This is a genomic window from Brevibacillus sp. AY1 (genome assembly GCF_029870785.1).
GTDB lineage: Bacteria > Bacillota > Bacilli > Brevibacillales > Brevibacillaceae > Brevibacillus > Brevibacillus invocatus.
In genome coordinates, this window is record NZ_JAFLPN010000016.1 from 12,772 (window position 1) to 34,112 (window position 21,341).

Sequence of the window (21,341 nt, forward strand, 5' to 3'; positions counted from 1 at the left end):
AGTATGACGCCTTTAAAAGAAAGCGCTCAACGCGTACAACGCCAGTTGCAGGAAATGGGGTACGCCAATCAGGTGGTTGAACTGCCGGATAGCACGAGGACGGCTCAGGAAGCCGCTGATGCGACCGCACGCGTCTCCGAAAAGCTGCTGAAGGCAGGTCATCCCAAAGCTGTATTTGAGTTAAAGCCGGATGAGCTCGTCAGCATGACACAAGGGCAAATCATCTCCATCCAATAGATCACTCCCATTCATCATGCGAACATATCACATGCGCAAAAATGAAGCCGACCAGCTCAAGCTGGTTGGCTTTTTGTTCGCTCCCCTTCCCCTAAATTATTCCAATCTATTATAATGAATGTTCATAGAGATGAAAGGAGGAGCCACCGATGGGTGAATGGATCGGAAAAATCCTCGGTTATTTGGCAGCTGCATTCTGCATCGCGTTTATCGGTTTCGCCATTTTGATCATTACCCTCTTAAATGGCGGACAAATTTTTTATGCGCCATTGGTGATCGTGGTGACGGTTGTATGCTTGATCTACATGTTCATGCTCTTCTTTGTCCCGACCAAACTCCGCATCGCCAATCGTTCGCTTGTCGGATTACTGGTTGTATGTGCCTTGACTGTCACCGGATATGAAATCAATCAAGCGTATCACAATAGCATCCCGACAGTGAGCGAGCAGGATTTTGATTTACGTGCCTACCAGCCTTATCAGGATAATACCAAGGCACAATCACTAGGACAGCCCGCGACTCTGAAGCTGGATTCGAATTTGCCCCGCCTAGATGGGGCGACTGCCTTGTATCCGCTCTACTCTGCCTTTGTGCAAGCCGTCTATCCCAAAAAGGAATACGATTTGCACGATCACCAGGTTCGCGCCAGCACGACTCCAGAGGCGTACGAGTATCTGCTGGATGGCACTGCGGATATGATCTTTGTCGCCGGCCCTTCCACGCAGCAGCTGGCCGTCGCGAAGGAAAAGGGCGTAGAAATGAAGCTGACACCGATCGGGCGTGAGGCATTCGTCTTTTTCGTCCATGCTGACAATCCTGTAAAAGGGCTGACTACTGAACAAATTCAAGGCATCTATTCCGGTGCCATTACCAACTGGCAGGAGGTGGGCGGCAAAAATGAACCGATTCGCGCCTTTCAAAGACCAGAGAATAGCGGCAGCCAGACTGCTTTGGAGAAGTTCATGGGCAACATCCCGATCATGGAGCCACCGAATGAAAATCGGGTCAGCGGCATGGGCGGCATTATTGAAAAGACTTCGGATTACAAGAATTACCCCAATGCGATCGGATATTCGTTCCGTTTTTTCGCAACGGAAATGGTTCAGAATGGAAACATCCGCCTGCTCGAAGTAAATGGCGTCCTACCGTCGAAGGCTACCATCGCCGATCAATCCTATCCGTTGTCCTCAGAGTTTTACGTGATCACAGCGGGCAGCCAAAATCCGAACGTCCCCAAGCTGATTGACTGGATTCTGTCAGAGCAAGGGCAAGCCTTGGTCGAAAAGACAGGTTATACTCCGCTCACAGGCTATTGACTTTAAAAATGGGGACTGCTATAAAAAATAGTGGGTAGCACTCAAAGACCGAGAGTGCTAAAACTTGATCTACTTTTTGGGGAAAGGGGCTATTCCAATGGAAAAAAAGCAGTTTCAGGCTGAGTCCAAGCGACTCCTGGAAATGATGATCAACTCCATTTACACGCAAAAGGAAATTTTCTTGCGCGAGCTGATCTCCAACGCTAGCGATGCGATCGACAAAATCTACTACAAGGCTTTGACCGACGACAGTCTGCATTTTGACAAGGACAGCTATTCGATCAAAATCATCCCGAACAAGGAAAACCGGACATTGACGATTCGCGATACCGGGATCGGGATGACGCAGGAGGAGCTGGAAAGCCATCTGGGCATCATCGCAAAAAGCGGCTCTCTCGCCTTCAAAAACGAAAACGAAACCAAAGATGGCCACACCATTATCGGACAGTTCGGTGTCGGCTTCTACTCCGCCTTCATGGTAGCGGATGTGGTCACTGTGATCAGCAAATCAGTCAGCCACGACCAGGCCTACAAGTGGGAATCGACCGGAGCAGACGGCTACACGATCGTGCCTTGTGAAAAAGAAACGCCAGGCACAGACATCATCCTGCAAATCAAGGAAAATACGGAAGACGAAAACTACGACGAATTTTTGGACGAATACCGTCTGAAAGCGATCATCAAGAAATACTCGGATTTTATCCGCTACCCAATCAAGATGGACATTACCAGCCAACGCTTGAAAGAAGGCAGCGAAAGCGAGTACGAGTCTTATCAGGAAGAACAGCGCATCAACAGCATGGTCCCGATCTGGCGCAAAAACAAAAACGAGCTGACCGAGGAAGATTACGTGCAGTTCTACAACGAGAAGCGCTACGGCTTTGACAAACCGCTCAAGCACCTTCACATCAGTGCAGACGGCGCTGTCGTCTATCAGGCGATTCTCTTTATCCCGGAGAGCATTCCTTTCGACTATTACTCCAAGGAATACGAAAAGGGTCTGGAGCTGTATGCCAATGGCGTACTCATCATGAACAAATGCGCCGACCTGCTCCCCGACTACTTCAGCTTTGTCAAAGGGATGGTAGATTCAGAGAGCTTGTCGTTGAACATCTCCCGTGAAATGCTTCAGCATGACCGTCAATTGAAGCTGATCGCCAAAAACATCGCCAGCAAAATCAAGAGTCAACTGCAAAGCATGCTCAAAAACGAGCGCGAGAAGTACGAGCAATTCTACCAATCCTTTGGCAGACAATTGAAATTCGGCATGTACAGCGATTTTGGCATGCACAAGGATACACTGCAGGATCTCGTTATGTTCACGTCCTCCAAGGAGAAAAAGCTGGTTACCTTGGACGAGTACGTATCCCGGATGCCGGAAGATCAAAAATATATCTACTACGCTTCGGGAGAGTCTGTTGAACGAATCGAGAAGCTTCCTCAAACCGAGCTGGTGTCCGACAAAGGCTATGAAATCCTGTATTTCACCGAGGATATCGACGAGTTTGCGATCAAGATGCTCCAGACCTACAAAGAGAAGGAATTCCGTTCCGTTTCCAGCGGAGATCTGGGCATAGAATCCGATGAAAAAGAGAACACGGACAGCGAAAACCAGGAAAACACCGAGCTGTTCGACTATATGACGAACCAATTGGCCGGAAAAGTAACCAAGGTACGCGCCTCCAAACGTCTGAAATCCCATCCGGTCTGCCTGTCTACCGATGGAGAAATCACGCTGGAGATGGAAAAGATTCTGAATGCCATGCCGAACAATCCGCAGGTAAAAGCGGACAAAGTGCTGGAGATCAATATCCATCACGATGTGTTCCAATCCTTGAAGGAGGCATATGCCAACGACAAGGAAAAGCTGGCCTTGTATACGTCCCTGCTGTACAGCCAGGCGCTCCTGATCGAAGGACTGCCGCTCCAGGACCCGGTCGAATTTACGAATGACATCTGCAAAATCATGGTCTAAGAAAAAGGATGCGGCAGAAATGCCGCATCTTTCGGATAAAGACTCGCAACCGCCGGCATCCAATCCCGGCGGTTTCCTCTTTGCAGCTAGTTTGTTTCATCTTCTTTGCATATCGATTGGATATGAGAGGTAAGCACCCGTATGATGCGTTCGGGCCTCAATCGTTGCGATTCCAGTAGTGCATGCAGGGCAATCCCGTCGATAATAGCATATAATTTCTCCGCTTCCAGCTCCAGATCCAACCCTTCCCGAAGCAAGCCATGATGAGCTAAATACTCGAGAGACCTTTCCAGTTCAGGGAAAAAGCCTTGATGCATCTCGTTTTGGGAAATCGTCTCGTACTTTTGATGAAAGGTAAAGGCAAACCAGACCTCCATTTCAGCCATCCTCTGCTCATCCACAGGGACTAGCTCAAGCAAAATCTGTACCATCTTCTCTTTCGGGCTCATCTCTCGCATAGCGATGTCTTGAATGCGCTGGGTCGCCCGTTCCTTTACCAATCTCATTGCAAAGCTCAGCAATTCATCCTGTGTGGAAAAGTAATGGCGCAACGCCCCTAATGACAACCCGGCTTCCTGGGCAATATTTCTCACCGTCGCCCCTTTCATACCCTGATTGAAAATAACCCTCCACGTAGCTTCTGCAATCTGTTTTCTTCGTTCTTCATGATCCACTATTTTTGGCATGCCTGTATTGTAGCAGAGGAAAAAGAAAAGAACAATTTTAATAGTACATTTGTATTATTTAGAAATAAATGTTACAATTCACCTGCAAAAGTAAACTGTACGCAAAAGGATGTGAGGAAATCTTGTCTTTTGTCGCCTGGATGATCGTCGCCAGTGAGGTTGCTTTCTGGATCGTGATTTTACTTGGCCTCTTGGTACGCTATGTATTCAAAATGCCTAAGCTTGGTATGCTCCTGCTAGCACTCACACCCGTTATTGACCTGATCTTGCTTGTAACCACGAGCGTGGATTTATATCACGGTGCTACCGCTACTCTAGCTCACGCTCTTGCTGCTGTATACATCGGGGTCTCGATTGCCTTCGGTAAAAGCATGATTTCGTGGGCAGATGAACGCTTCCAATATTACGTCGCAAAGCAAGGACACAAGCCTCTCAAGCGCTACGGCATGGACTACGCTGTCCATTATCTGAAAAGCTGGGGACTTCATGTCATTTCCTTTTTGATCGGAGCTGGTTTTTTGGCCGGGCTGATCTATTTCGTCGGCGATCCTTCCCGTACTGAAGCGCTATCCGGGGTACTCAAGCTCTGGACACTGATTCTAGGGATTGATCTGCTGATCGCGATTTCTCATTTTATTTGGCCCAAAAAGGAAAAAGCTTGAGCGAGGTGAAAGATCAGGTGGGAATTGCCGAAACTATTTCGTTTGCCATTCTAATTGAAAATTTGCTATCCATTCAATTTCCTGTTATGATAATAAAGAATTATTTTTGTTCGAAGTAAAGGATAGCGTAGGATAAATCTTTCGTCTTGATCATCCTGAGAGCAAGGATAGTAATATATGTGTGGCTATCACACTTGGAGGCAATAACAATGGAACAAGGTACAGTAAAATGGTTTAACGCAGAAAAAGGTTTTGGATTTATCGAGCGTGAAGGCGGAGAAGACGTATTCGTTCATTTCTCAGCTATTCAAACTGACGGTTTCAAAACACTTGATGAAGGTCAAAAAGTTACTTTTGACGTAGAACAAGGTCAACGTGGCCCACAAGCTTCTAACGTTCAAAAAGCTTAATGACAACAATCAAAAAACAGACTCTTTTTAGGAGTCTGTTTTTTTGTTGTCCGAACAAGCCAACTGAAAAACCCTACTCGTAATATGAGTAGGGAAATGGTACGGAACAGTAAATGGTAGACTCAGTATAACATAATACGCATGGATTTCCTATCGATATTTATCTTCTAGAAAGTCGATGACTTCAACGATGTAACTATTAGCGCCTTCGACTTCACATTACGGAATTCACATATAAAAGGGACCCCACGATACGTTCATCGGGTGCTGTCACGCTGGAACATGTATTTGTAGATGGCATATCGATTGTGGTGTAATCGAAGTAGAATCCTCCATTTTCCGTCCACGTCGTAGAACCTTAAAAGACCAAAGGGACTTCCACCAAAATGGAAGTCCCTTTTTCATTCATCTATCTCACGGTCACCACAATCGGTGTCTTTTTACCGCCATATTGCACGTAAATCGTCGCTTTACCCGATCCAGTCGCCTTGATCACGCCGTCCTTCACATCGGCTACCAGCAGACGATTGGTAGTCCAGAGAGCCGGCTTGGTCACGTTCTGCTCTGAGCCATCCATGTAAGTAGCTGTAGCTGTCACTTGCTTGACCTCCCCTTTGCTCATGACGATCTGTACGACATCGGTTTTCAGGTACTTGAGCGGATCAACATCGACCGGAATAGACACTGTCTTGCCGCTGTATCGCGCTGTCACAGTCGATTTGCCAAACGCGATACCCGAAATCAAGCCTTTGGAGACGTCTGCCGCTTTGTAATTGCTTGTTCTCCACTCCGCAGCAGAAGTCACGTCCATCGTGCGCCCGTCTGAGAGAGTAGCGATCAAGGATACTTGAGCTGTATTTTTCGATTTCAGCGTGACAAAGCGCTTGTCTGCCTCCAGCTTGGTTACGATGCCTACTTCTACTGGAATGCTGATCGACTTTCCGCCGTATTTGGCGGTAATGGTCACGCGGCCACTGGTGAGTCCAGTCACACGTCCCTGCGCCACATCGGCGATTTTGACGTTGGAGGAACTCCACTCGGCATCAGCACTTACTTTCCTGGAATCGCCTGCAGAGTCTGTCGCCGTCAGGGCGAGATCAGCCGATTCACCGACAGTCAGGATGAGGAGTCGCGGATCGATAGCCAAAGATTGCGCTTGTCCTACCTCGACTGTAACCGTCACGGTTTTGCCGTCAAAGGTTGCACTGATGGTCGTAACCCCGGTTCCTACTGCCGTAATTTTACCTTGATGCACTTCAGCGACAGCAGCAGAAGAACTGCTCCAAGCGGCTTGCTCGGTTACATCCTTTGTCGTGCCATCTCCGTAGCTGGCAGTCACCCTCACTGTTTCACTATCATCCTTGGCCAACACGAGCTTTTTCTTGTCTACAGTCAGGGTCTGCATCACGCCTACCGATACAGGAATCGTCAGAGTGCGCGTTCCCAGTGTGGCTGTAATCGTCGTTGCCCCTGTTCCTACCCCTGTCACCAAGCCTTGGCGTACGGTTGCTACGGCTGGTGAAGTCGATGTCCAGGTCAGTTTATTCGTAACATCTTCGCTTTCACCGCTATTGTTCGGGAAGCTTGCTTTCACCGTGATTTGCTTCGCTTCACCGATTTGCATGGCGAGATTGGTCACATTGGCTACGAGGTTTTGCGGCACGTCTACATCGACCACCAGCGTAGCTGTCTTGCCGCCATAGGTCGCCTTCACATTTGCAGTTCCCGGTTTATAGGCTGAGATGGTGCCATCCTTGGCAAAAACCGCTTCTTCATTGTCCGAAGACCATTCTACTTTGTCTGTAATCTCTTCCTTCGTTCCATTTGCGAAGGAAGCTTTTACGATGACATCTTCTTTCGAGCCGCTTTTCATAACCAGGAATGCGGGTACGATGTCCAACGAACGCGGAACTTCAACATCCACTTTCATTTGAACGGTCTTGTTTCCATAGGATGCTGTAATGACAGCTTCCCCGGAAGATACGGCATGAATCTGACCATTGCTGTAATAGGCGACGCTTTCTTTGCTGGAGGTCCATGCCGCCTTGTCTTTCACGTCCAGGCTGTCTCCATTTGCGTAAGTAGCAGTCAGGACAACATCTGCTGTTGCTCCCACTTTCAAAAACAGATCCTGCTTGTTCAATTCGAGTTTTTGCGCCATATCGACATCGACTTGGATCGTCGCTGTCTTGGTTCCGTAAGAAGCGGTGATCACCGCTGTCCCTGCGTCGTACGCCTTGATTTTCCCTTTGATGACGTCAGCTACTTCAGCGTTGCTCGTCGACCACTCGGCTCTGTCCTCTACGTTTGGATTTTCCGAGCCATCTGGGAAAATCGCCTTCAAGCTCACTTGTTCTTCTTCATTCAGCAACAGCGATACCTTGCTTTTGCTAGACTCCAGGCGATGCGCGATTTCGACACTGATCGGGAAGCTGAACGTCTGGCTTCCGTATTTCGCAGTCACTTTTGCTGTTCCTGAGCTTAAGCCTTTGACCTTGCCATTGAGTACGGTGGCGATCGCCCCTTTGTCAACGGTCCAGTCAGCTTTGGCTGTTACGTCTTCCTCTGTACTGTCGCTATAGACGGCAGTCAGCTGTACTTGGTCCTCCTGTCCAATCCGCGAATTGACGGATTGGGTCTGCGAGGTCAAGGCTTTCACCTTCTTTGTTACATTCACATCTACTACCGCAGAAAAGCTTAGATAGGAGGCTGTAATGGTCGAATTCCCGACGCCGTTCCCTGAAATTTTCCCTGCATAAACAGCTGCAATCGTGGAATCTGCACTCGTCCAAGTGGTATGTAAAGTCACGTCTACCACCTTACCGGACTGATAGACAGCATTTGCAGTCAATTGATGGGTATCCCCAGTCTCCAATGTCACTTTATTTGTCGTCAGTACCAATTTGCTGACCTCGTCAGCCGCCAGTCCGACCTGATTTGTTCCAAATCCGCCTAGCAGCAAGACGGCCAGAAACAGGAGCATCGTCTTTTTCCAGAACATTGCTAGCCTCCCCGCATGTGTATAATCTACTCTTCTAAAACCGATTCCTCCATTACGTTATCGGCTTTTCAGGGAAATAATTTACTAGTTCTTAATGTCACCGATATGTCGAAATGCGTAACTACACGGAAGGATTGCTCGTCTAAACTATGTAGATAGGTGCACGCTGAAAGAGAAGGCACCTTGAGTTGACAGGAAAAGGAGAGTCTCCCCGTGTTCTTCAAACGAAAGAAAGCATGGCGCAAAAAAATTCTAGTTCCCCTTCTGGGCATCCTGATTTTGGGTGCTACTTGGGCTGGATACAACTGGTACCTGATTGAAAAAACCATACAGGAAGCAGCTCCGCGTCATGCTGATGTCGGTATCGTGCTTGGTGCAGCGGTCTGGGGAGAACGTCCCAGTCCCGGTCTACGTGAGCGACTGGATTACGCTCTCTGGCTCTATAACGAAGGGTATGTTGAGTATCTACTGGTTACGGGAGGATTGGGAGAAGGTAAAAAAGTAACCGAGGCTTTCGCCATGCAACAGTATTTGCTGGAACAAGGCGTACCTGCAGATGCCATTCTATTAGAGGAAAAGGCGACGAGCACATACGAAAACCTGCTGTACAGCCAGCAGGTTATGGAATCGGTGGAATCTGTGAAATTGAAAAGCGCTCTGGTGATTAGCCACGACTATCACATAGCGCGAGCAAAGACGATGGCCGATGACCTGGAGCTGCCTGCTGCCGCTGTCGGCGTTCAGTCTCATGTCCTCTACTCGCCCTACCATAAAGTGCGAGAGATCCTTGCTCTCGCACACTGGCAAGTGACCCGGATCTGGAATTAGCTGTCCACCCGATGATTTTTTCGCAAGATCTCATACACCTCGACAAAATGACGAATCCGCTCCATGATTCGTGCCGCCTTGGTCCGTTCGATGCGGTTGCCATTGGAGATGGACAGATGCTCCTCCAGCTCCTCCAGCGAATAGTTGGAGGTGAACAGGGTGGGCAGATGGTTGTTTGCACGCTGGTTCAGAATAACACCCAGAATCTCGTCTCGCACCCAGGGCGTCAGGTTTTCTGCACCGATGTCATCCAGAATCAGTACAGGTACTTCCTTCAAAAGCTCCAGCTTGCCGACATAGGACTGATCGGAGATGGAGTCCTTCATTTCACGGATAAAGTCCGGTACGTAGACGAGCATCGACGCGACGTTGCGCTCCGACAGCTCGCGGCCAATCGCTCCCATGATGTAGCTCTTGCCCACTCCAAAAGGTCCGTGCATGTATAAACCCTTGACCCGTTCTCCTGTCCCTACTTTTTCACAAAACAGAACAGCAGCGTCCACAGCAGCAAAGTTCCCCTCGTCGATGACCAGCCCTTCAAAGGTGGCCTTCATTGTCTCCTCAGAAACGTAGTAGCTGCGCATCAGACGACGCCGTTTCAATTCCTCATCATGGGAAAGCTGCTTGTTGCATGGCGCGATTGCACTGACAATCGTCTCGTTCACCAACTCCAGCTGTGTCCGATGCCCTTTTACGAGATTGGGGCATTCCGTCAGACCAGGGCAACGCTCGCACCAGTACTGTTCCTTGACGGCAGTGTAGACACTGGAGAGTGAGCGCAGGTAGTCATCCCTCGTGAGCTCGGGATGCTTTTGCGAAAAGGCTTTTAAATAGGATGACGAACCCAGCATCTTGTCCAGCTGCTGCTCCGGAGTCAGCAGCTGACGGGGAGTTCGTTTTGCAAGCTCTTGCATAAACTGGCCGATCGACTCCATCTATCGTCACTCTCCCTTCTGTCTATTGCGCAGCATTGCCAGACGCTTCTGCAATTCCGGATAATCCTGAATCGATTGACCCTTTTTCGCTTCACTTGCCTGATTTTCCTGCGACATCTGCCATTCCACAGAGGCTGGCAGTTTATCTTCCAAAACGGCTCGTCCATTTCGACGCGCCGGGGCTGACTCTTTCTTCGGCCGCTTCGTCTTATCCACGACCTGTACGCGCTGTTCGGCACGCTCCACGATCTGCTTCACTGCCTCGTCCACGGTTGCAATCCGCTTGGCTTTCCAGCTGTCACGTATCGTCTCCATATACGCTTTGGGCAGCTCCATTTGCATGCTTGCAAGTGTATGGAACAACAGGGCATTGACTACTTCTGGCTGCATGCCATCTGCGAAGACCAGAGACTCTGCACGCTCCAGAAAGACCTTGCTCACACGGCCTCCAACCACACGCTCCAGCAGCGTCAATGGGGAGAGCAACCGACAGGCTCGGACGAATGCTTCACTGCCTGCTGGTGGCAAATTACCCGGTCCCCAGTCCTCCTCTTCGCGCAGGTCGGCAGGGACATTGCGGTACAGCTTGTCATCGGTATAGCGCTGCACCAGGCGTTTGCGGAGGACATCAGCATCCAGGCTACGGTCCTGCTTGTAGAGCGTCCAGTCGCGCAGCTCCTGGCCCAATCCCCAGCTATCCAGCTGATAAAAATGGCACAGCTGATACAAAAGCTCCATGCTGCTTCCACCCAATACCTTTTCCGCATCCGCATTGTCCGGCAGATAGAGGCGCAGGGAGGAGACGCTGAGCGGGTGATTCACTTCTGCTTCAAAGCCTGATTTCATGTCAGCCAGTGGATAGGCTGTCTCCATCTCGGATAAAAACTGCTCCCGCTCCGAACCCTTTTCCACCTCAAGCTCAGACGGTTTCAAGGATTGAAACACTTCATGAAAATCCTTGGTCACATTTTCCACCGTGCTGTACTCCTGCATGAGCTGGCTGGCGAGTGGGTCTGCATATTGCTGTCTCAGCTGTTGAAAACGGATATTTTCGATCTTGTTCAAGAGCATCAACGACAGTACGTAATCAGCAAAAAACTCTCCAGGTGTGAGAGGCGGTTTTAGGACGTATTCGTAAAAATAGTCACGCTGCGTGTTTTCCCGGCGTCGCACTTCCAGAAGACCGATCGCCTCCAGCCGCTCACGTGCTGCCAACAGCCGATCCAACGACAGCGAGGTGGCCAGCATCAAGGTTCGGTGCGAGCTCTCAGCTGCTGCACCGCTCACTTGCTGAACCTCATGAACAAGCAGTTGGTAGAGGGCGAATGATTCGACACCGATGATCGGCATATAGAGCTGAGTGACAAAGCCTGTTTCGGCAATGCTGAGTGGACGGATCATTCGCACCAGAAACCTGTCCTTAGGTGTCAATTCGTTCCATACTAGTCGGCGCATGTGACTCTTTCCTTCCTTACGTATCTCGTTTTTCTATTATAGCATGGCCACCCTGGCTTAGTGGCGAAAACAGATGGAAAGCCAAAAAGCCCCCGGCTATTCTAGGCGAGAGCACCTTGCGATCCATGTTCGATTGTCCGATCTCTATTCTTTATTGAATGGTGTATGACTGTTTCTGGCTTGTGCCAAAAGCTCCTCTAGCTCTTTCATAAAGACAGAGATATCTTTAAACTGACGGTAGACCGATGCAAAACGGACATACGCGACTTCATCTACATGGTACAAACGCTCCATTACTTTTTCCCCGACATCATTGCTGGGCACTTCGGGCTGTCCGCAGTTACGCAGCTCCTTTTCGATATCGCTGACCACGTTTTCCAGCACTTCCAATGGGACAGGACGCTTTTCACAGGCGCGTACCAGTCCGCGCAGAACCTTATCTCGACTGAACTCCTCACGGGTACCGTCTTTTTTGACGATAATGAGAGGAGATTCTTCCACCATTTCAAATGTCGTAAAACGACGTTCACATTCTTCACACTCACGCCGGCGACGAATCGATTTATTATTGTTAAACGGACGAGAATCTAGGACTCTAGTCCCGTTGTACTCACAGAATGGACAACGCATCGCGGAATCAACTCCAATACGGACAATACTTGTAAACAGTGTCCCTCATGTTCCTATTAGAAGTCAAGTCAATCCTTGTACCTATTTAAAGCGTGATTCGAATGGAGTACAATATGGTCTGTTGGAGGGATTTAGATGCGGCTAGTATCTTTGAGACAAGTCCGGCCAGGCATGACACTGGCCCGTACCGTTTTTACCCAGGATGGCAAGGTGCTTTTGGGGAAGGGAATGAACCTAACGGATAGACTGATCCAAGGATTGATACGCTCCAAAGTAGATGCGGTCTATATCGATGATCCTCGTACCGAGGACATTGTCGTCGAGGATGTCATTCGACCACAGACGAGACAGGTTGCAGTGGAAGCGATCGAAAAAACCGTCAAACAGATTACCAACTCGAATAAACTCGCACGCAAAATTTCTTTAAAAGAGATGGGCTTGCACTTCCAGCGTGCTTTCAGTGCGATATTGGAAGATCTGATTCAAAACAAGCACATGCTGGGTCACTTGACGTCTATTTCTTCTCATTCCCCTTCCCTATACCACCATTCTATCAATGTTGCTGTACTGGCCACCGCTGTCGGCATGTCACTCGGCTACAACCAAATCCAGCTGCGAGAGCTAGGGATTGGAGCGATGCTGCACGATATCGGAAAAGTCAGTCTTCCAGAGGAGCTTCTGCAAACACAGGAGCAATGGACCGAGGAGCAGAAAGAAATCGCCAAGCAGCATACCATGATTGGATTCAATCTCTTGCGAAAGCAGCACGATATCCCGCTCCTGTCTGCTCACGTCTGTCTTCAGCATCACGAGCGGATCAACGGCAGTGGCTATCCCCAAGGGTTAAAAGGAAAGCAAGTACACGAATACGCTCAGATCGTCGGGATGTGTGACGTATTTGATTCTCTTACCTCTCCTCGCCCATGGCGAGCGCGACACATGCCCCAGGATGCGATGGAATACCTGCTCGGCTCTGGCGGTCATTTATTCGAGCATCACCTCATCCAGGCGTTCATCCGGCATATCGCCATCTTTCCGATCGGAAGCAGTGTAGTCCTCAATACAGGCGAAGTCGGGGTCGTCAGCAAGGTAGATCCAGATTACAGCCACCGCCCCACCATTCGCATTCTCAAGGATGGGCGCGGCAATGATGTCCACTCCCCTTACGATCTGAACCTCAAAGGAATGATCCGGCTATTTATCGTCGGCTTCGAGGATGAGCAGTTGTTTCAAATTAGCTCCTTGAAACCGCCACCAGAACAAGCAGAACAGGACGACCCCGAAACGAAAACAGACGGGACATGATTCTCGCGAGCTTTCGTTCAAAAAGAAGCACCTCCACGAATGATTCGGGAGGTGCTTCTTTTGCATTTTTAATTTAATTCACACCTGCAGCTGCTGCTTCTTTCACTTTGCCAGCATTGTTTTGCTCGGCTACGAGACGCACCAGATCTACGACACGGCAGGAGTAGCCCCACTCGTTATCGTACCAAGAGATTACTTTTACCTGGTTGGTCCCCATAACCATCGTAGACAGCCCGTCTACGATCGAGGAATTTTCGTTGCCGTTAAAGTCACTGGAAACGAGTGGTTCATCGCAGAATTCCAGGTAGCCCTTCATGCTGCCTTCACTCGCTTCACGCAGCACACGGTTTACTTCTTCTACAGTTACAGGCTTCTTCGTGTTGATCACCAGATCGACTACGGAGACGTTTGGTGTAGGGACACGCAATGCAAAGCCGTTCAGCTTGCCGTTCAGCTCAGGCAATACGATGCCTACTGCACGTGCAGCTCCGGTCGTTGTCGGAATAATCGATTCACCAGCGGCACGTGCGCGGCGCAAGTCCTTGTGCGGATTGTCGATATTGACTTGGTCGTTGGTAATCGAGTGGATCGTCGTCATCAGGCCTTGCTCAATCCCGAATGCATCGTTCAAAACTTTCGCAACAGGCGCCAAGCAATTCGTGGTGCACGAAGCGTTGGATACAATATGATGGTTCGCATGATCGTAGATGGTGTCATTTACACCCATTACGATGGTTGCGTCCTCTTCTTTCGCCGGAGCGGTAATGACTACTTTTTTGGCACCGCTTTGCAAATGCTTGCCTGCGCCTTCACGGTTCGTAAATTTCCCAGTCGCTTCCACGACGATTTCCACCCCGAGCTCTCCCCAAGGCAGCTTCAGTGGGTCGCGATCAGACAATACCTTTGTCGGCTTGCCGTCTACAAAGATCGTTTGGTCTTTTACTTCTACTTTATTTGGAAGACGTCCGTGAATGGTGTCGTATTTCAACAGGTGAGCAAGTGTCTCGGCTGGATAACTAGCGTTGATTGCGACGATTTCGATGTTGGGGTCCTGAACTGCGCGGCGAAATACCATGCGTCCAATTCGGCCGAAACCATTAATACCAATTTTGATTGTCATAGAGAAACCCCTTCCTCAATTAAGTTACGCTGATCTGTTACCTTTATTATAATAAGTATGACACAATTATCAATGTGTTTTACTGAAAAATAAATATTTGGACGATTTACCCCTGCTGATTACCTTATTGTGTTTTCCTATTTTCGTTCTATTCTCCTAATAGGCTGGAAAAAAAGAATGCACCTATTGGAAACCCGTGGTACTTTCGTGGAGGGCAAAAAAGCGAAAAGTCGCCCCCTCTTTTTATCGAGATAGCGACTTTTTAATGTAATTCATCGTCATAGACCCGCTCATAGCGGTCTTGGTAATAAAGCACGCGCTGGACGTACATGCGCGTCTCCGGATACGGGATGTCCTCCAGATGATCTCTGCTTCCGTTCCACTGTCCATCGCTCAGCCAGCCGTTTACTTTACCAGGCCCAGCATTGTAAGCCGCGATGATCTTGGCTGCGTCTCCTTCATAGCGAGCATGTAAAAACTGAAGGTACCAGGTTCCAATCCGAATATTCATCACCGGATCGTACAGGTAATCTTCATTTGCAGGCTTGAAATCGCCTTGATCTACGATCCATTTTGCCGTATCCGGCATGATTTGCATCAACCCAACCGCCCCTTTTTTGGAGACGCGGTCAGATTGAAAGCTGCTCTCCGACCGGATCACGGCAAGGATGAGATGGGGATCCACGCTGTATTGGCGAGCCGCATCCATGATTTCCAAGCGATACTTGATCGGGTACATCCACTTCCATACCAAGGAAGAATTAAGCAATAAGAAGAGCCCTACCAGAATAAGCAAGATTAAGGCCCTTCTTCTGCCGGGCTTCATGATCCCAACTCCCCACGAATCTCGGCGAGCATGTTTTCCACCTGACGCTCTGTTTCCTCTCTTGTACGGGAATTATCAATCAGAAAATCCGCTTCTTCCCGTTTTTGATCGATCGGAAACTGGGCACGCAGCCGTTTTTGCGCCTGCTCTTCCTCCAGCTCGTCCCGCTCCATCATCCGTGCCAGCTGCATAGCGGCTGGGGCGTACACCACTACTATTTTTTCCACCATGTACTGCAGCTTGCTCTCAAACAGCAATGGAATATCCATAAAAACAATGCTTGCTCCGTTCTTTTCAGCCGTTTCCGCCTCTTCACGCATCACGCGGCGTACCTCTGGATGGACGATGGCGTTTAGCTTTTGCCGCTCGGACTCGTCAGAAAAAACGATCTCACCCAGCTTTTTCCGATCAATCTGCCCGTCTTCCAGCAAGATATCGCGGCCAAAATGTCCAACAATCGCATCGTAAGCAGGTTTTCCCGGCTCCACGACCTCTCTGGCAATCTGATCCGCATCGATGACAGGTATTCCACGCTCACGAAGCATGCCTGTGACGGTGCTTTTACCTGTAGCAATGCCGCCTGTTAATCCAAGTATCATGTCCATCCTCCTCCCCTGCTAGAGGTCGTTACTTCTTCTGACACTTCGGGCAGATGTGTGTGCCTCTGCCGCCTACCACGAATCGGACGATCTGCGTACCGCAATGGACACATGGCTCATCCTTGCGTCCGTAGACCAGGAGGGACTGCTGGAACATCCCCATTTCACCCTGTCCGTTGACGTATGACTTGATCGAGCTGCCCCCTTGATCGACAGCTTCTGCTAGCGTAGCGACGATACTTTCATGCAGCTTCTTCACCTGTTTGCCTGTCAATGTGCCTGCTGGGCGCTCTGGATGAATGCCTGCCTTAAATAAGGACTCGTCCACATAAATATTCCCCAACCCGACAATACATTCCTGGTTCAACAGGAGAGGTTTGATTTTCGTGGGGCGATTTTTCAACAGCTCACGCAATACTTCTGCAGTGAAGCTCTCTTCCAATGGCTCAACACCCAGCTTTGCCAATGGACCAGCCGTCGTTTCCATGCCCAGTGGAAGCACGTCCATTGTCCCGAATTGACGAACATCGCGATAGCGCAGCTCTGTCCCGTCCGTAAAGTGGAAAATGACATGCGTATGCTTCTCCACCGGCTCTACAGCCTGATACAGACCATATCTGCCTTCCATCCGCAGATGGGAAATCAGCACGTCCTGGTCCAGTATAAATTGAATAAACTTGGCTCGCCTTTTGATCTCGTGAATCGTCTGGCCGGTCAATTGAGCTTTGAAGACTTCCACATCATCCGGCTGGCGAATGATTCTCGGCAACGTGACACTGATTCGCTCGATCTTCTTCCCCTTTACCAAGGTTTGCAGCGTGCGAACTACGGTTTCTACCTCAGGTAATTCTGGCATGTTTCTCCTCCTCTCGCTGCCTTTTCTATTCTTGTATAGGAATCCATACCGCTCATGGGCTTTTTCAATAGGGAAACCAAGGCTTTCACAGATGGTTGGGGAAGCCTTGGCAGGGTACTGCCTATTTATTACTTCGCATCGTACCAGCTGCGTCCATAGTTGACATCTGCCTTGAGGGGAACGTTTAGTGCGAGGGCACTCTCCATGACCTCCGGCACCAGCTTTTGCATGGTTTCCAATTCGTCTTCCGGCACCTCAAAGACCAACTCATCGTGCACCTGCAATAACATGCGGCTTTTCAGACCTTTTTCCTGCAATGCTTCTTGCATGCGGATCATCGCCAGCTTGATGACATCAGCAGCTGTACCTTGAATCGGTGTATTCATCGCCGTACGTTCGGCGAAGGAGCGCAGGTTGAAATTGCTGCTGCGAATATCAGGCAGGTAGCGACGGCGATGTAAAAGCGTCGTCACGTAGCCGTCCTGCTTGGCTTGCTTCACGATCTCCTCCATCCAGCGCCTCACGCCCGAGAAAACGGAGAAGTACCGTTCGATAAAATCGCCTGCTTCTTTGCGCGTAATGTTCAGGTTTTGCGACAAACCATAGTCGCTGATACCGTATACAATCCCGAAGTTGACCGCTTTTGCCTGACGACGCATCAGGGAGGTCACGTCCTGTTCCGCTACACCAAACACATCCATAGCAGTTCGGGTATGAATATCCATCCCCTTGCGGAAGGCATCAATCAAGTTCTCGTCACCTGAAATATGGGCCAGAATACGCAGCTCGATCTGCGAGTAGTCCGCAGCCAGGATGTACCAGCCCTCTTCAGACGGGATAAACGCCTCGCGGATCTTTCTGCCCTCTTCCATCCGAATCGGAATGTTTTGTAGGTTGGGCTCGGTGCTGGACAGACGTCCAGTTGCCGTAGTCGCCTGATTGAATAAAGTGTGTACCTTCTTTGTTTTCCCGTTGATTTCCTTGGTCAAACCTTCAATATAGGTCGATCTCAGCTTGCCCAGCTGACGGAAAGTGAGGATAGCTTCGATGATCGGATGGTACGGCGCCAGCTTTTCCAGGACATCTGCACTGGTGGACGGGCCCGTCTTGGTCTTTTTCATCACAGGCAGATCCAGCTTGTCGTACAGGATCTCCCCCAGCTGCTTGGGAGAATTAATATTAAAGGAGGTCCCTGCCAGCTCATGGATCTGCTTGGTTAAATCCTCCAGCTTGCGATCCAGCTCTTCCCCCATTTGCTCCAGTCGTTCGGCATTCACCTTGATTCCCTGTTTTTCCATGACGGCCAAGACCAGGCTGAGCGGACCTTCCAGCTCTTGCAAAAGGCTGGTCAGCTCGTTTTCTTCCAGCTGCTCCCGAAGAACCGGGACTGCCTGCCAGATCGCCGTCGCTTTTTGTGCGACATGCTCACTCAGTACATCTGTCTCGGGTACTTGCCGCTTGGCTCCTTTTCCGTACAGCTCCTCGTCAGGCAATACGCGTACCCGCGCGTACTGAGCAGCGATACTGTCCACTGTCGGGTTGCTCTCCGCAGCATTGAGCAGATACGATGCGAGGTACACGTCGAAGTTGATGCCTTTGATGGCAAATCCGTGCCATTCCAACCCGACTGTGTCGCGTTTGCCGTCAAATGTCCATTTTTCCTGACTTGGATCAGCCAGCCAGCTGCGGAATGCTTCCCATTCGTTGGCCACATCCCAGGAGACGTATAGGGAGATGTCTTCATTAGCCAGCCCGAAGCCAAGGATCGGCGCATGGTGGTAATTCTCGCCGTCCATTTCTACGTATACCGCCATCGGCGAAGTGAGCTTCTGTGCATAGCGTTCGAAGTGCTCACTGGTTACCACTTCAAAGGCAAAAGCCTCGCTTGGTTCGCCGCCTGCAGCCGGTGTGGCTACCTTCACCTTGGAGAGCAGCGACTTGAACTCCATCTTCTTGAAGAATTCGGTCAGCGAAACGCCATCGTAGCCCTCGTAGACCGTATCATCCAGATCCAGTTCCACTGGCGAATCGCGCATGATCGTAGCCAATGCCTTGCTCAGCTTGGCCTTGTCTACATTCTCACGCAAATTTTCCTGCAGCTTTTTTCCAGATACTTGATCGATATTTTCCAAAACCTGCTCAACCGTTCCATATTCATGAAGCAGCTTGAGTGCGGTCTTCTCCCCGACACCTGGCACACCCGGAATATTGTCAGAGGTATCTCCCATCAGGCCCTTCAAATCGATGATTTGCAAGGGCTGTAAACCGTATTTATCCGAGATTTCCTGAGGTGTGTACAGCTCGATCTCACTGACTCCTTTGCGAGTCAGCGCAACTGATACCTGATCTGAGACGAGCTGCAGCATGTCCTTGTCTCCAGTAATCACGGTCGTTTTCCATTTCTGCTCGTCGGCTTGCTTCGTCAAGGTACCGATGATGTCATCCGCTTCGTAGCCTTCCAGCTCAAAGCGCTTGATGGAAAAGGCGTCCAGCAGCTCGCGGATGAGTGGGAACTGCTCAGACAGCTCCTGTGGAGTTTTCTTGCGTCCTCCCTTGTACTCAGCAAACTCACTGTGACGAAACACCACTTTGCCCGCATCAAAAGCGACCATGATATGCGTAGGCTTCATTTCCTCCAATACCTTCAACAGCATGGTCGTAAAACCAAGCACAGCATTGGTATGAAGTCCCGCTGACGTGGACAAAAGCGGCAGTGCGTAAAAGGCACGGTTGGCAATACTGTTTCCATCTATCAAGACAAAATGACCCAACGAATCCGACCCCTCTCGTAACAAAACTACTATTCTTAATCGTAACACAGGGGAAACATCTAAGCCAAGCCTCAGGGTGGAATGGGTAAAGACTTCCTCCCTTGAACAGACTAGAAAAAAACGGTTAAGGCAGGCGATCCTATGTCCATGAAAAAAACCATCTCCCTGTTGCTCACAGCTGTACTTGTCTCATGTACAAGCAGCATCCACGCAGCATTCGAACCAATTGGCACTCTGACGGCTCCACCACCCGCTGTGCCCGCAAAACAGGTGGCCTTTGTCATCGATGATTTCGGGAACAATATGAAGGGAACAGAAGACATTTTATCCATGCCTGTACCGTTGACAATCGCGGTCATGCCTTTTTTGCCCAGCACCCAAAAGGACGCTGAACTCGCACACAAAAATGGTCATGATGTCATCGTCCACATGCCGATGGAGCCGATCAAAGGCAAGGCATCCTGGCTAGGACCCGGCGCCATCACCTCTGATCTCACGGACGAAGAAATTCGCAGTCGCGTCAACAAAGCCATTGATGATGTGCCGCACGCCATCGGTATGAACAATCACATGGGCTCCAAAGTAACGGCTGACGAACGAATCATGCGCGTCGTCATGAGTGTCTTGAAAGAACGGGGACTCTTTTATCTGGACAGCAAAACCAATTATAAAAGCGTTGCTGGTAAAATGGCCGAGGAGCTTGGAGTACCGCATATTGACAATGAGATGTTTCTCGACGACTCCCATACAACGGAGCACATTACCAAGCAGATGGAGAAGGTGTGCGCCAGACTGGGTCAGGGTCCATCCTGTATCGTCATCGGTCACGTCGGTCCTGCTGGCAAGAAAACAGCCTCCATCCTGCGCCAGTACATCCCGCGCATCCAGAAGGAGGCTGAATTTGTAACCATCTCTAAAATGGTTTTCCAATCAATCCATTAGCTCCTGCCACCAGCTTTCCTCGACCTCCTGCTCCTCTACCTTCATCTGCATACCCCCGGTAAGGGTGATATACTCGCTCACGGCATCCCGAATGGCCTGAGCGAGTTTTTTTTGCCCAGTAGAATCCGTCATCATCGCACGATCACGCGCATTGCTAATAAAGCCCATCTCGACGATGACAGAAGGACAGTAATTGTGGCGCAGCATATAGTAGGTCTTTCCTTTAACCGGCTTGTGGCTCGTCTCTGCAAGTCGATTGAGCGAGCTTTGCAAAAGCTGTGCAAGCATGTAGCTTTGTTCATTGCTCTGATACAGCATCAGTGGCCCTCTCCTTTTCGAATCAGAAGACCAGTTAACGTGCAGGCTTATCATCAACTGAGGATCGATCAGCTTGGCCAGATTTCTGCGCTGGGCCAGATCGCGAAGATGGCGGGAGCGATTGTTGAGCCATCGGTTTTCTTCACTCAACGCAATGTCCTCGCTCCTGTTCAATGCGACCTTGTAGCCTGCATCGGTCAGCTGACGGTAAAGCTCTTTGGCTACCTGCAAATTGATATCTTTTTCATGCAGGGAGCCATAGGTGGTACCTGAATCAACACCTCCGTGTCCGACGTCGATCAAAATCTGAATGGGGGTAAAAGGAAGTGCATCACTACTCTCTGGCAAACTCATCAACAAAAACAAGAGCAACAGGCAACAGGTCATTCGTTTTCGCATGCTTGTAGGATTTCCCGATTGAAGCAAAACCTCTCAGCAAAACCCGTGAGCATGAACATTGTGAATTGGA

The 21,341-nt window shown here is 49.7% G+C and carries 19 protein-coding genes; 8 read left to right on the plus strand and 11 right to left on the minus strand.

Annotation, left to right across the window (positions count from 1 at the left end; translation table 11 throughout):
* Nucleotides 1-3: 3 nt before the first annotated feature.
* The 3 genes from JZI27_RS14100 to htpG all read left to right on the plus strand — a co-directional run bounded on the left by JZI27_RS14100 (nucleotide 4) and on the right by htpG (nucleotide 3,528).
* Entirely contained in the window at nucleotides 4-237 is a 234-nt protein-coding gene (locus tag JZI27_RS14100; protein ID WP_280207879.1) for a YbaK/EbsC family protein, read from the plus strand.
* A gap of 149 nt (nucleotides 238-386) precedes the next feature.
* The gene (locus JZI27_RS14105) at nucleotides 387-1,553 is read left to right on the plus strand and encodes a PstS family phosphate ABC transporter substrate-binding protein (protein WP_280207881.1); all 1,167 of its coding nucleotides are present in this window, start codon (nucleotides 387-389) and stop codon (nucleotides 1,551-1,553) included.
* A gap of 97 nt (nucleotides 1,554-1,650) precedes the next feature.
* Complete coding sequence (htpG, locus tag JZI27_RS14110; RefSeq protein ID WP_251243765.1) at nucleotides 1,651-3,528, plus strand: molecular chaperone HtpG; 1,878 nt, start codon at nucleotides 1,651-1,653, stop codon at nucleotides 3,526-3,528.
* A gap of 86 nt (nucleotides 3,529-3,614) precedes the next feature.
* Here htpG and JZI27_RS14115 read toward each other — a convergent pair whose 3' ends face one another.
* On the minus strand, nucleotides 3,615-4,214 hold the full coding sequence (locus JZI27_RS14115; protein WP_122910515.1) for a TetR/AcrR family transcriptional regulator: 600 nt from the start codon (nucleotides 4,212-4,214) through the stop codon (nucleotides 3,615-3,617).
* 122 nt (nucleotides 4,215-4,336) lie between these two features.
* Here JZI27_RS14115 and JZI27_RS14120 point away from each other — a divergent pair, with 122 nt between their 5' ends.
* Both JZI27_RS14120 and JZI27_RS14125 read left to right on the plus strand, forming a co-directional pair.
* Nucleotides 4,337-4,876, plus strand: coding sequence for a hypothetical protein (locus tag JZI27_RS14120; RefSeq protein WP_251243764.1), 540 nt, complete (start codon nucleotides 4,337-4,339; stop codon nucleotides 4,874-4,876).
* A 209-nt stretch (nucleotides 4,877-5,085) separates the two neighbouring features.
* Complete coding sequence (locus tag JZI27_RS14125; RefSeq protein ID WP_122910513.1) at nucleotides 5,086-5,286, plus strand: cold-shock protein; 201 nt, start codon at nucleotides 5,086-5,088, stop codon at nucleotides 5,284-5,286.
* 409 nt (nucleotides 5,287-5,695) lie between these two features.
* On the opposite strand, the gene JZI27_RS14130 is transcribed toward JZI27_RS14125, so the two are convergent.
* A complete protein-coding gene (locus JZI27_RS14130) occupies nucleotides 5,696-8,287 on the minus strand; it encodes an Ig-like domain-containing protein (RefSeq protein WP_280207882.1) in 2,592 nt (863 codons plus the stop codon).
* A 213-nt stretch (nucleotides 8,288-8,500) separates the two neighbouring features.
* On the opposite strand from JZI27_RS14130, the gene JZI27_RS14135 reads away from it, so the two are divergent.
* A complete protein-coding gene (locus tag JZI27_RS14135; protein WP_280207883.1) occupies nucleotides 8,501-9,115 on the plus strand; it encodes a YdcF family protein in 615 nt (204 codons plus the stop codon).
* Here the strand turns inward: JZI27_RS14135 and dnaI are convergent.
* The 3 genes from dnaI to nrdR form a co-directional block, all read right to left on the minus strand.
* Nucleotides 9,112-10,050, minus strand: coding sequence for a primosomal protein DnaI (dnaI, locus tag JZI27_RS14140; RefSeq protein WP_122910511.1), 939 nt, complete (start codon nucleotides 10,048-10,050; stop codon nucleotides 9,112-9,114). The two genes, JZI27_RS14135 and dnaI, sit on opposite strands and share 4 nt — an antisense overlap.
* Nucleotides 10,051-10,056: 6 nt before the next feature.
* Nucleotides 10,057-11,505 carry a replication initiation and membrane attachment family protein gene (locus tag JZI27_RS14145; protein ID WP_280207884.1) on the minus strand — a complete coding sequence of 483 codons (1,449 nt, stop codon included), beginning with the start codon at nucleotides 11,503-11,505 and terminating at the stop codon, nucleotides 10,057-10,059.
* A 144-nt stretch (nucleotides 11,506-11,649) separates the two neighbouring features.
* On the minus strand, nucleotides 11,650-12,135 hold the full coding sequence (gene nrdR, locus JZI27_RS14150) for a transcriptional regulator NrdR (protein ID WP_122910509.1): 486 nt from the start codon (nucleotides 12,133-12,135) through the stop codon (nucleotides 11,650-11,652).
* Between the two features lie 135 nt (nucleotides 12,136-12,270).
* Here nrdR and JZI27_RS14155 point away from each other — a divergent pair, with 135 nt between their 5' ends.
* A complete protein-coding gene (locus tag JZI27_RS14155) occupies nucleotides 12,271-13,440 on the plus strand; it encodes an HD-GYP domain-containing protein (protein WP_122910508.1) in 1,170 nt (389 codons plus the stop codon).
* 73 nt (nucleotides 13,441-13,513) lie between these two features.
* Here the strand turns inward: JZI27_RS14155 and JZI27_RS14160 are convergent, their stop codons facing one another.
* The 5 genes from JZI27_RS14160 to polA form a co-directional block, all read right to left on the minus strand.
* The gene (locus JZI27_RS14160; protein WP_251243760.1) at nucleotides 13,514-14,560 is read right to left on the minus strand and encodes a glyceraldehyde-3-phosphate dehydrogenase; all 1,047 of its coding nucleotides are present in this window, start codon (nucleotides 14,558-14,560) and stop codon (nucleotides 13,514-13,516) included.
* A 262-nt stretch (nucleotides 14,561-14,822) separates the two neighbouring features.
* A complete protein-coding gene (locus JZI27_RS14165; RefSeq protein WP_122910506.1) occupies nucleotides 14,823-15,386 on the minus strand; it encodes a lytic transglycosylase domain-containing protein in 564 nt (187 codons plus the stop codon).
* The gene (coaE, locus tag JZI27_RS14170) at nucleotides 15,383-15,991 is read right to left on the minus strand and encodes a dephospho-CoA kinase (RefSeq protein ID WP_183185192.1); all 609 of its coding nucleotides are present in this window, start codon (nucleotides 15,989-15,991) and stop codon (nucleotides 15,383-15,385) included. The genes JZI27_RS14165 and coaE overlap by 4 nt, the downstream gene beginning before the upstream one ends.
* A 22-nt stretch (nucleotides 15,992-16,013) precedes the next feature.
* A complete protein-coding gene (gene mutM / locus JZI27_RS14175) occupies nucleotides 16,014-16,841 on the minus strand; it encodes a DNA-formamidopyrimidine glycosylase (RefSeq protein ID WP_251243759.1) in 828 nt (275 codons plus the stop codon).
* Between the two features lie 128 nt (nucleotides 16,842-16,969).
* Complete coding sequence (polA, locus tag JZI27_RS14180; protein ID WP_280207885.1) at nucleotides 16,970-19,612, minus strand: DNA polymerase I; 2,643 nt, start codon at nucleotides 19,610-19,612, stop codon at nucleotides 16,970-16,972.
* A 141-nt stretch (nucleotides 19,613-19,753) separates the two neighbouring features.
* Here polA and JZI27_RS14185 point away from each other — a divergent pair, with 141 nt between their 5' ends.
* A complete protein-coding gene (locus tag JZI27_RS14185; protein ID WP_122910502.1) occupies nucleotides 19,754-20,554 on the plus strand; it encodes a divergent polysaccharide deacetylase family protein in 801 nt (266 codons plus the stop codon).
* Here JZI27_RS14185 and JZI27_RS14190 read toward each other — a convergent pair.
* Nucleotides 20,543-21,271: an N-acetylmuramoyl-L-alanine amidase family protein gene (locus tag JZI27_RS14190; protein WP_122910501.1), complete on the minus strand. Its 729-nt coding sequence runs from the start codon at nucleotides 21,269-21,271 to the stop codon at nucleotides 20,543-20,545. The two genes, JZI27_RS14185 and JZI27_RS14190, sit on opposite strands and share 12 nt — an antisense overlap.
* Nucleotides 21,272-21,341: the final 70 nt, after the last annotated feature.

What these genes read in the sequence shown, in the direction of transcription:
- JZI27_RS14160 (WP_251243760.1), bottom strand. Translation starts at nt 14,560, where the DNA reads ATGACAATCAAAATTGGTATTAATGGTTTCGGCCGAATTGGACGCATG.
- nrdR (WP_122910509.1), bottom strand. Translation starts at nt 12,135, where the DNA reads ATGCGTTGTCCATTCTGTGAGTACAACGGGACTAGAGTCCTAGATTCT.
- JZI27_RS14130 (WP_280207882.1), bottom strand. Translation starts at nt 8,287, where the DNA reads ATGTTCTGGAAAAAGACGATGCTCCTGTTTCTGGCCGTCTTGCTGCTA.
- JZI27_RS14125 (WP_122910513.1), top strand. Translation starts at nt 5,086, where the DNA reads ATGGAACAAGGTACAGTAAAATGGTTTAACGCAGAAAAAGGTTTTGGA.
- mutM (WP_251243759.1), bottom strand. Translation starts at nt 16,841, where the DNA reads ATGCCAGAATTACCTGAGGTAGAAACCGTAGTTCGCACGCTGCAAACC.
- JZI27_RS14100 (WP_280207879.1), top strand. Translation starts at nt 4, where the DNA reads ATGACGCCTTTAAAAGAAAGCGCTCAACGCGTACAACGCCAGTTGCAG.
- dnaI (WP_122910511.1), bottom strand. Translation starts at nt 10,050, where the DNA reads ATGGAGTCGATCGGCCAGTTTATGCAAGAGCTTGCAAAACGAACTCCC.
- JZI27_RS14105 (WP_280207881.1), top strand. Translation starts at nt 387, where the DNA reads ATGGGTGAATGGATCGGAAAAATCCTCGGTTATTTGGCAGCTGCATTC.
- JZI27_RS14115 (WP_122910515.1), bottom strand. Translation starts at nt 4,214, where the DNA reads ATGCCAAAAATAGTGGATCATGAAGAACGAAGAAAACAGATTGCAGAA.
- JZI27_RS14145 (WP_280207884.1), bottom strand. Translation starts at nt 11,505, where the DNA reads ATGCGCCGACTAGTATGGAACGAATTGACACCTAAGGACAGGTTTCTG.
- JZI27_RS14190 (WP_122910501.1), bottom strand. Translation starts at nt 21,271, where the DNA reads ATGCGAAAACGAATGACCTGTTGCCTGTTGCTCTTGTTTTTGTTGATG.
- JZI27_RS14165 (WP_122910506.1), bottom strand. Translation starts at nt 15,386, where the DNA reads ATGAAGCCCGGCAGAAGAAGGGCCTTAATCTTGCTTATTCTGGTAGGG.
- JZI27_RS14155 (WP_122910508.1), top strand. Translation starts at nt 12,271, where the DNA reads ATGCGGCTAGTATCTTTGAGACAAGTCCGGCCAGGCATGACACTGGCC.
- htpG (WP_251243765.1), top strand. Translation starts at nt 1,651, where the DNA reads ATGGAAAAAAAGCAGTTTCAGGCTGAGTCCAAGCGACTCCTGGAAATG.
- JZI27_RS14185 (WP_122910502.1), top strand. Translation starts at nt 19,754, where the DNA reads ATGTCCATGAAAAAAACCATCTCCCTGTTGCTCACAGCTGTACTTGTC.
- coaE (WP_183185192.1), bottom strand. Translation starts at nt 15,991, where the DNA reads ATGGACATGATACTTGGATTAACAGGCGGCATTGCTACAGGTAAAAGC.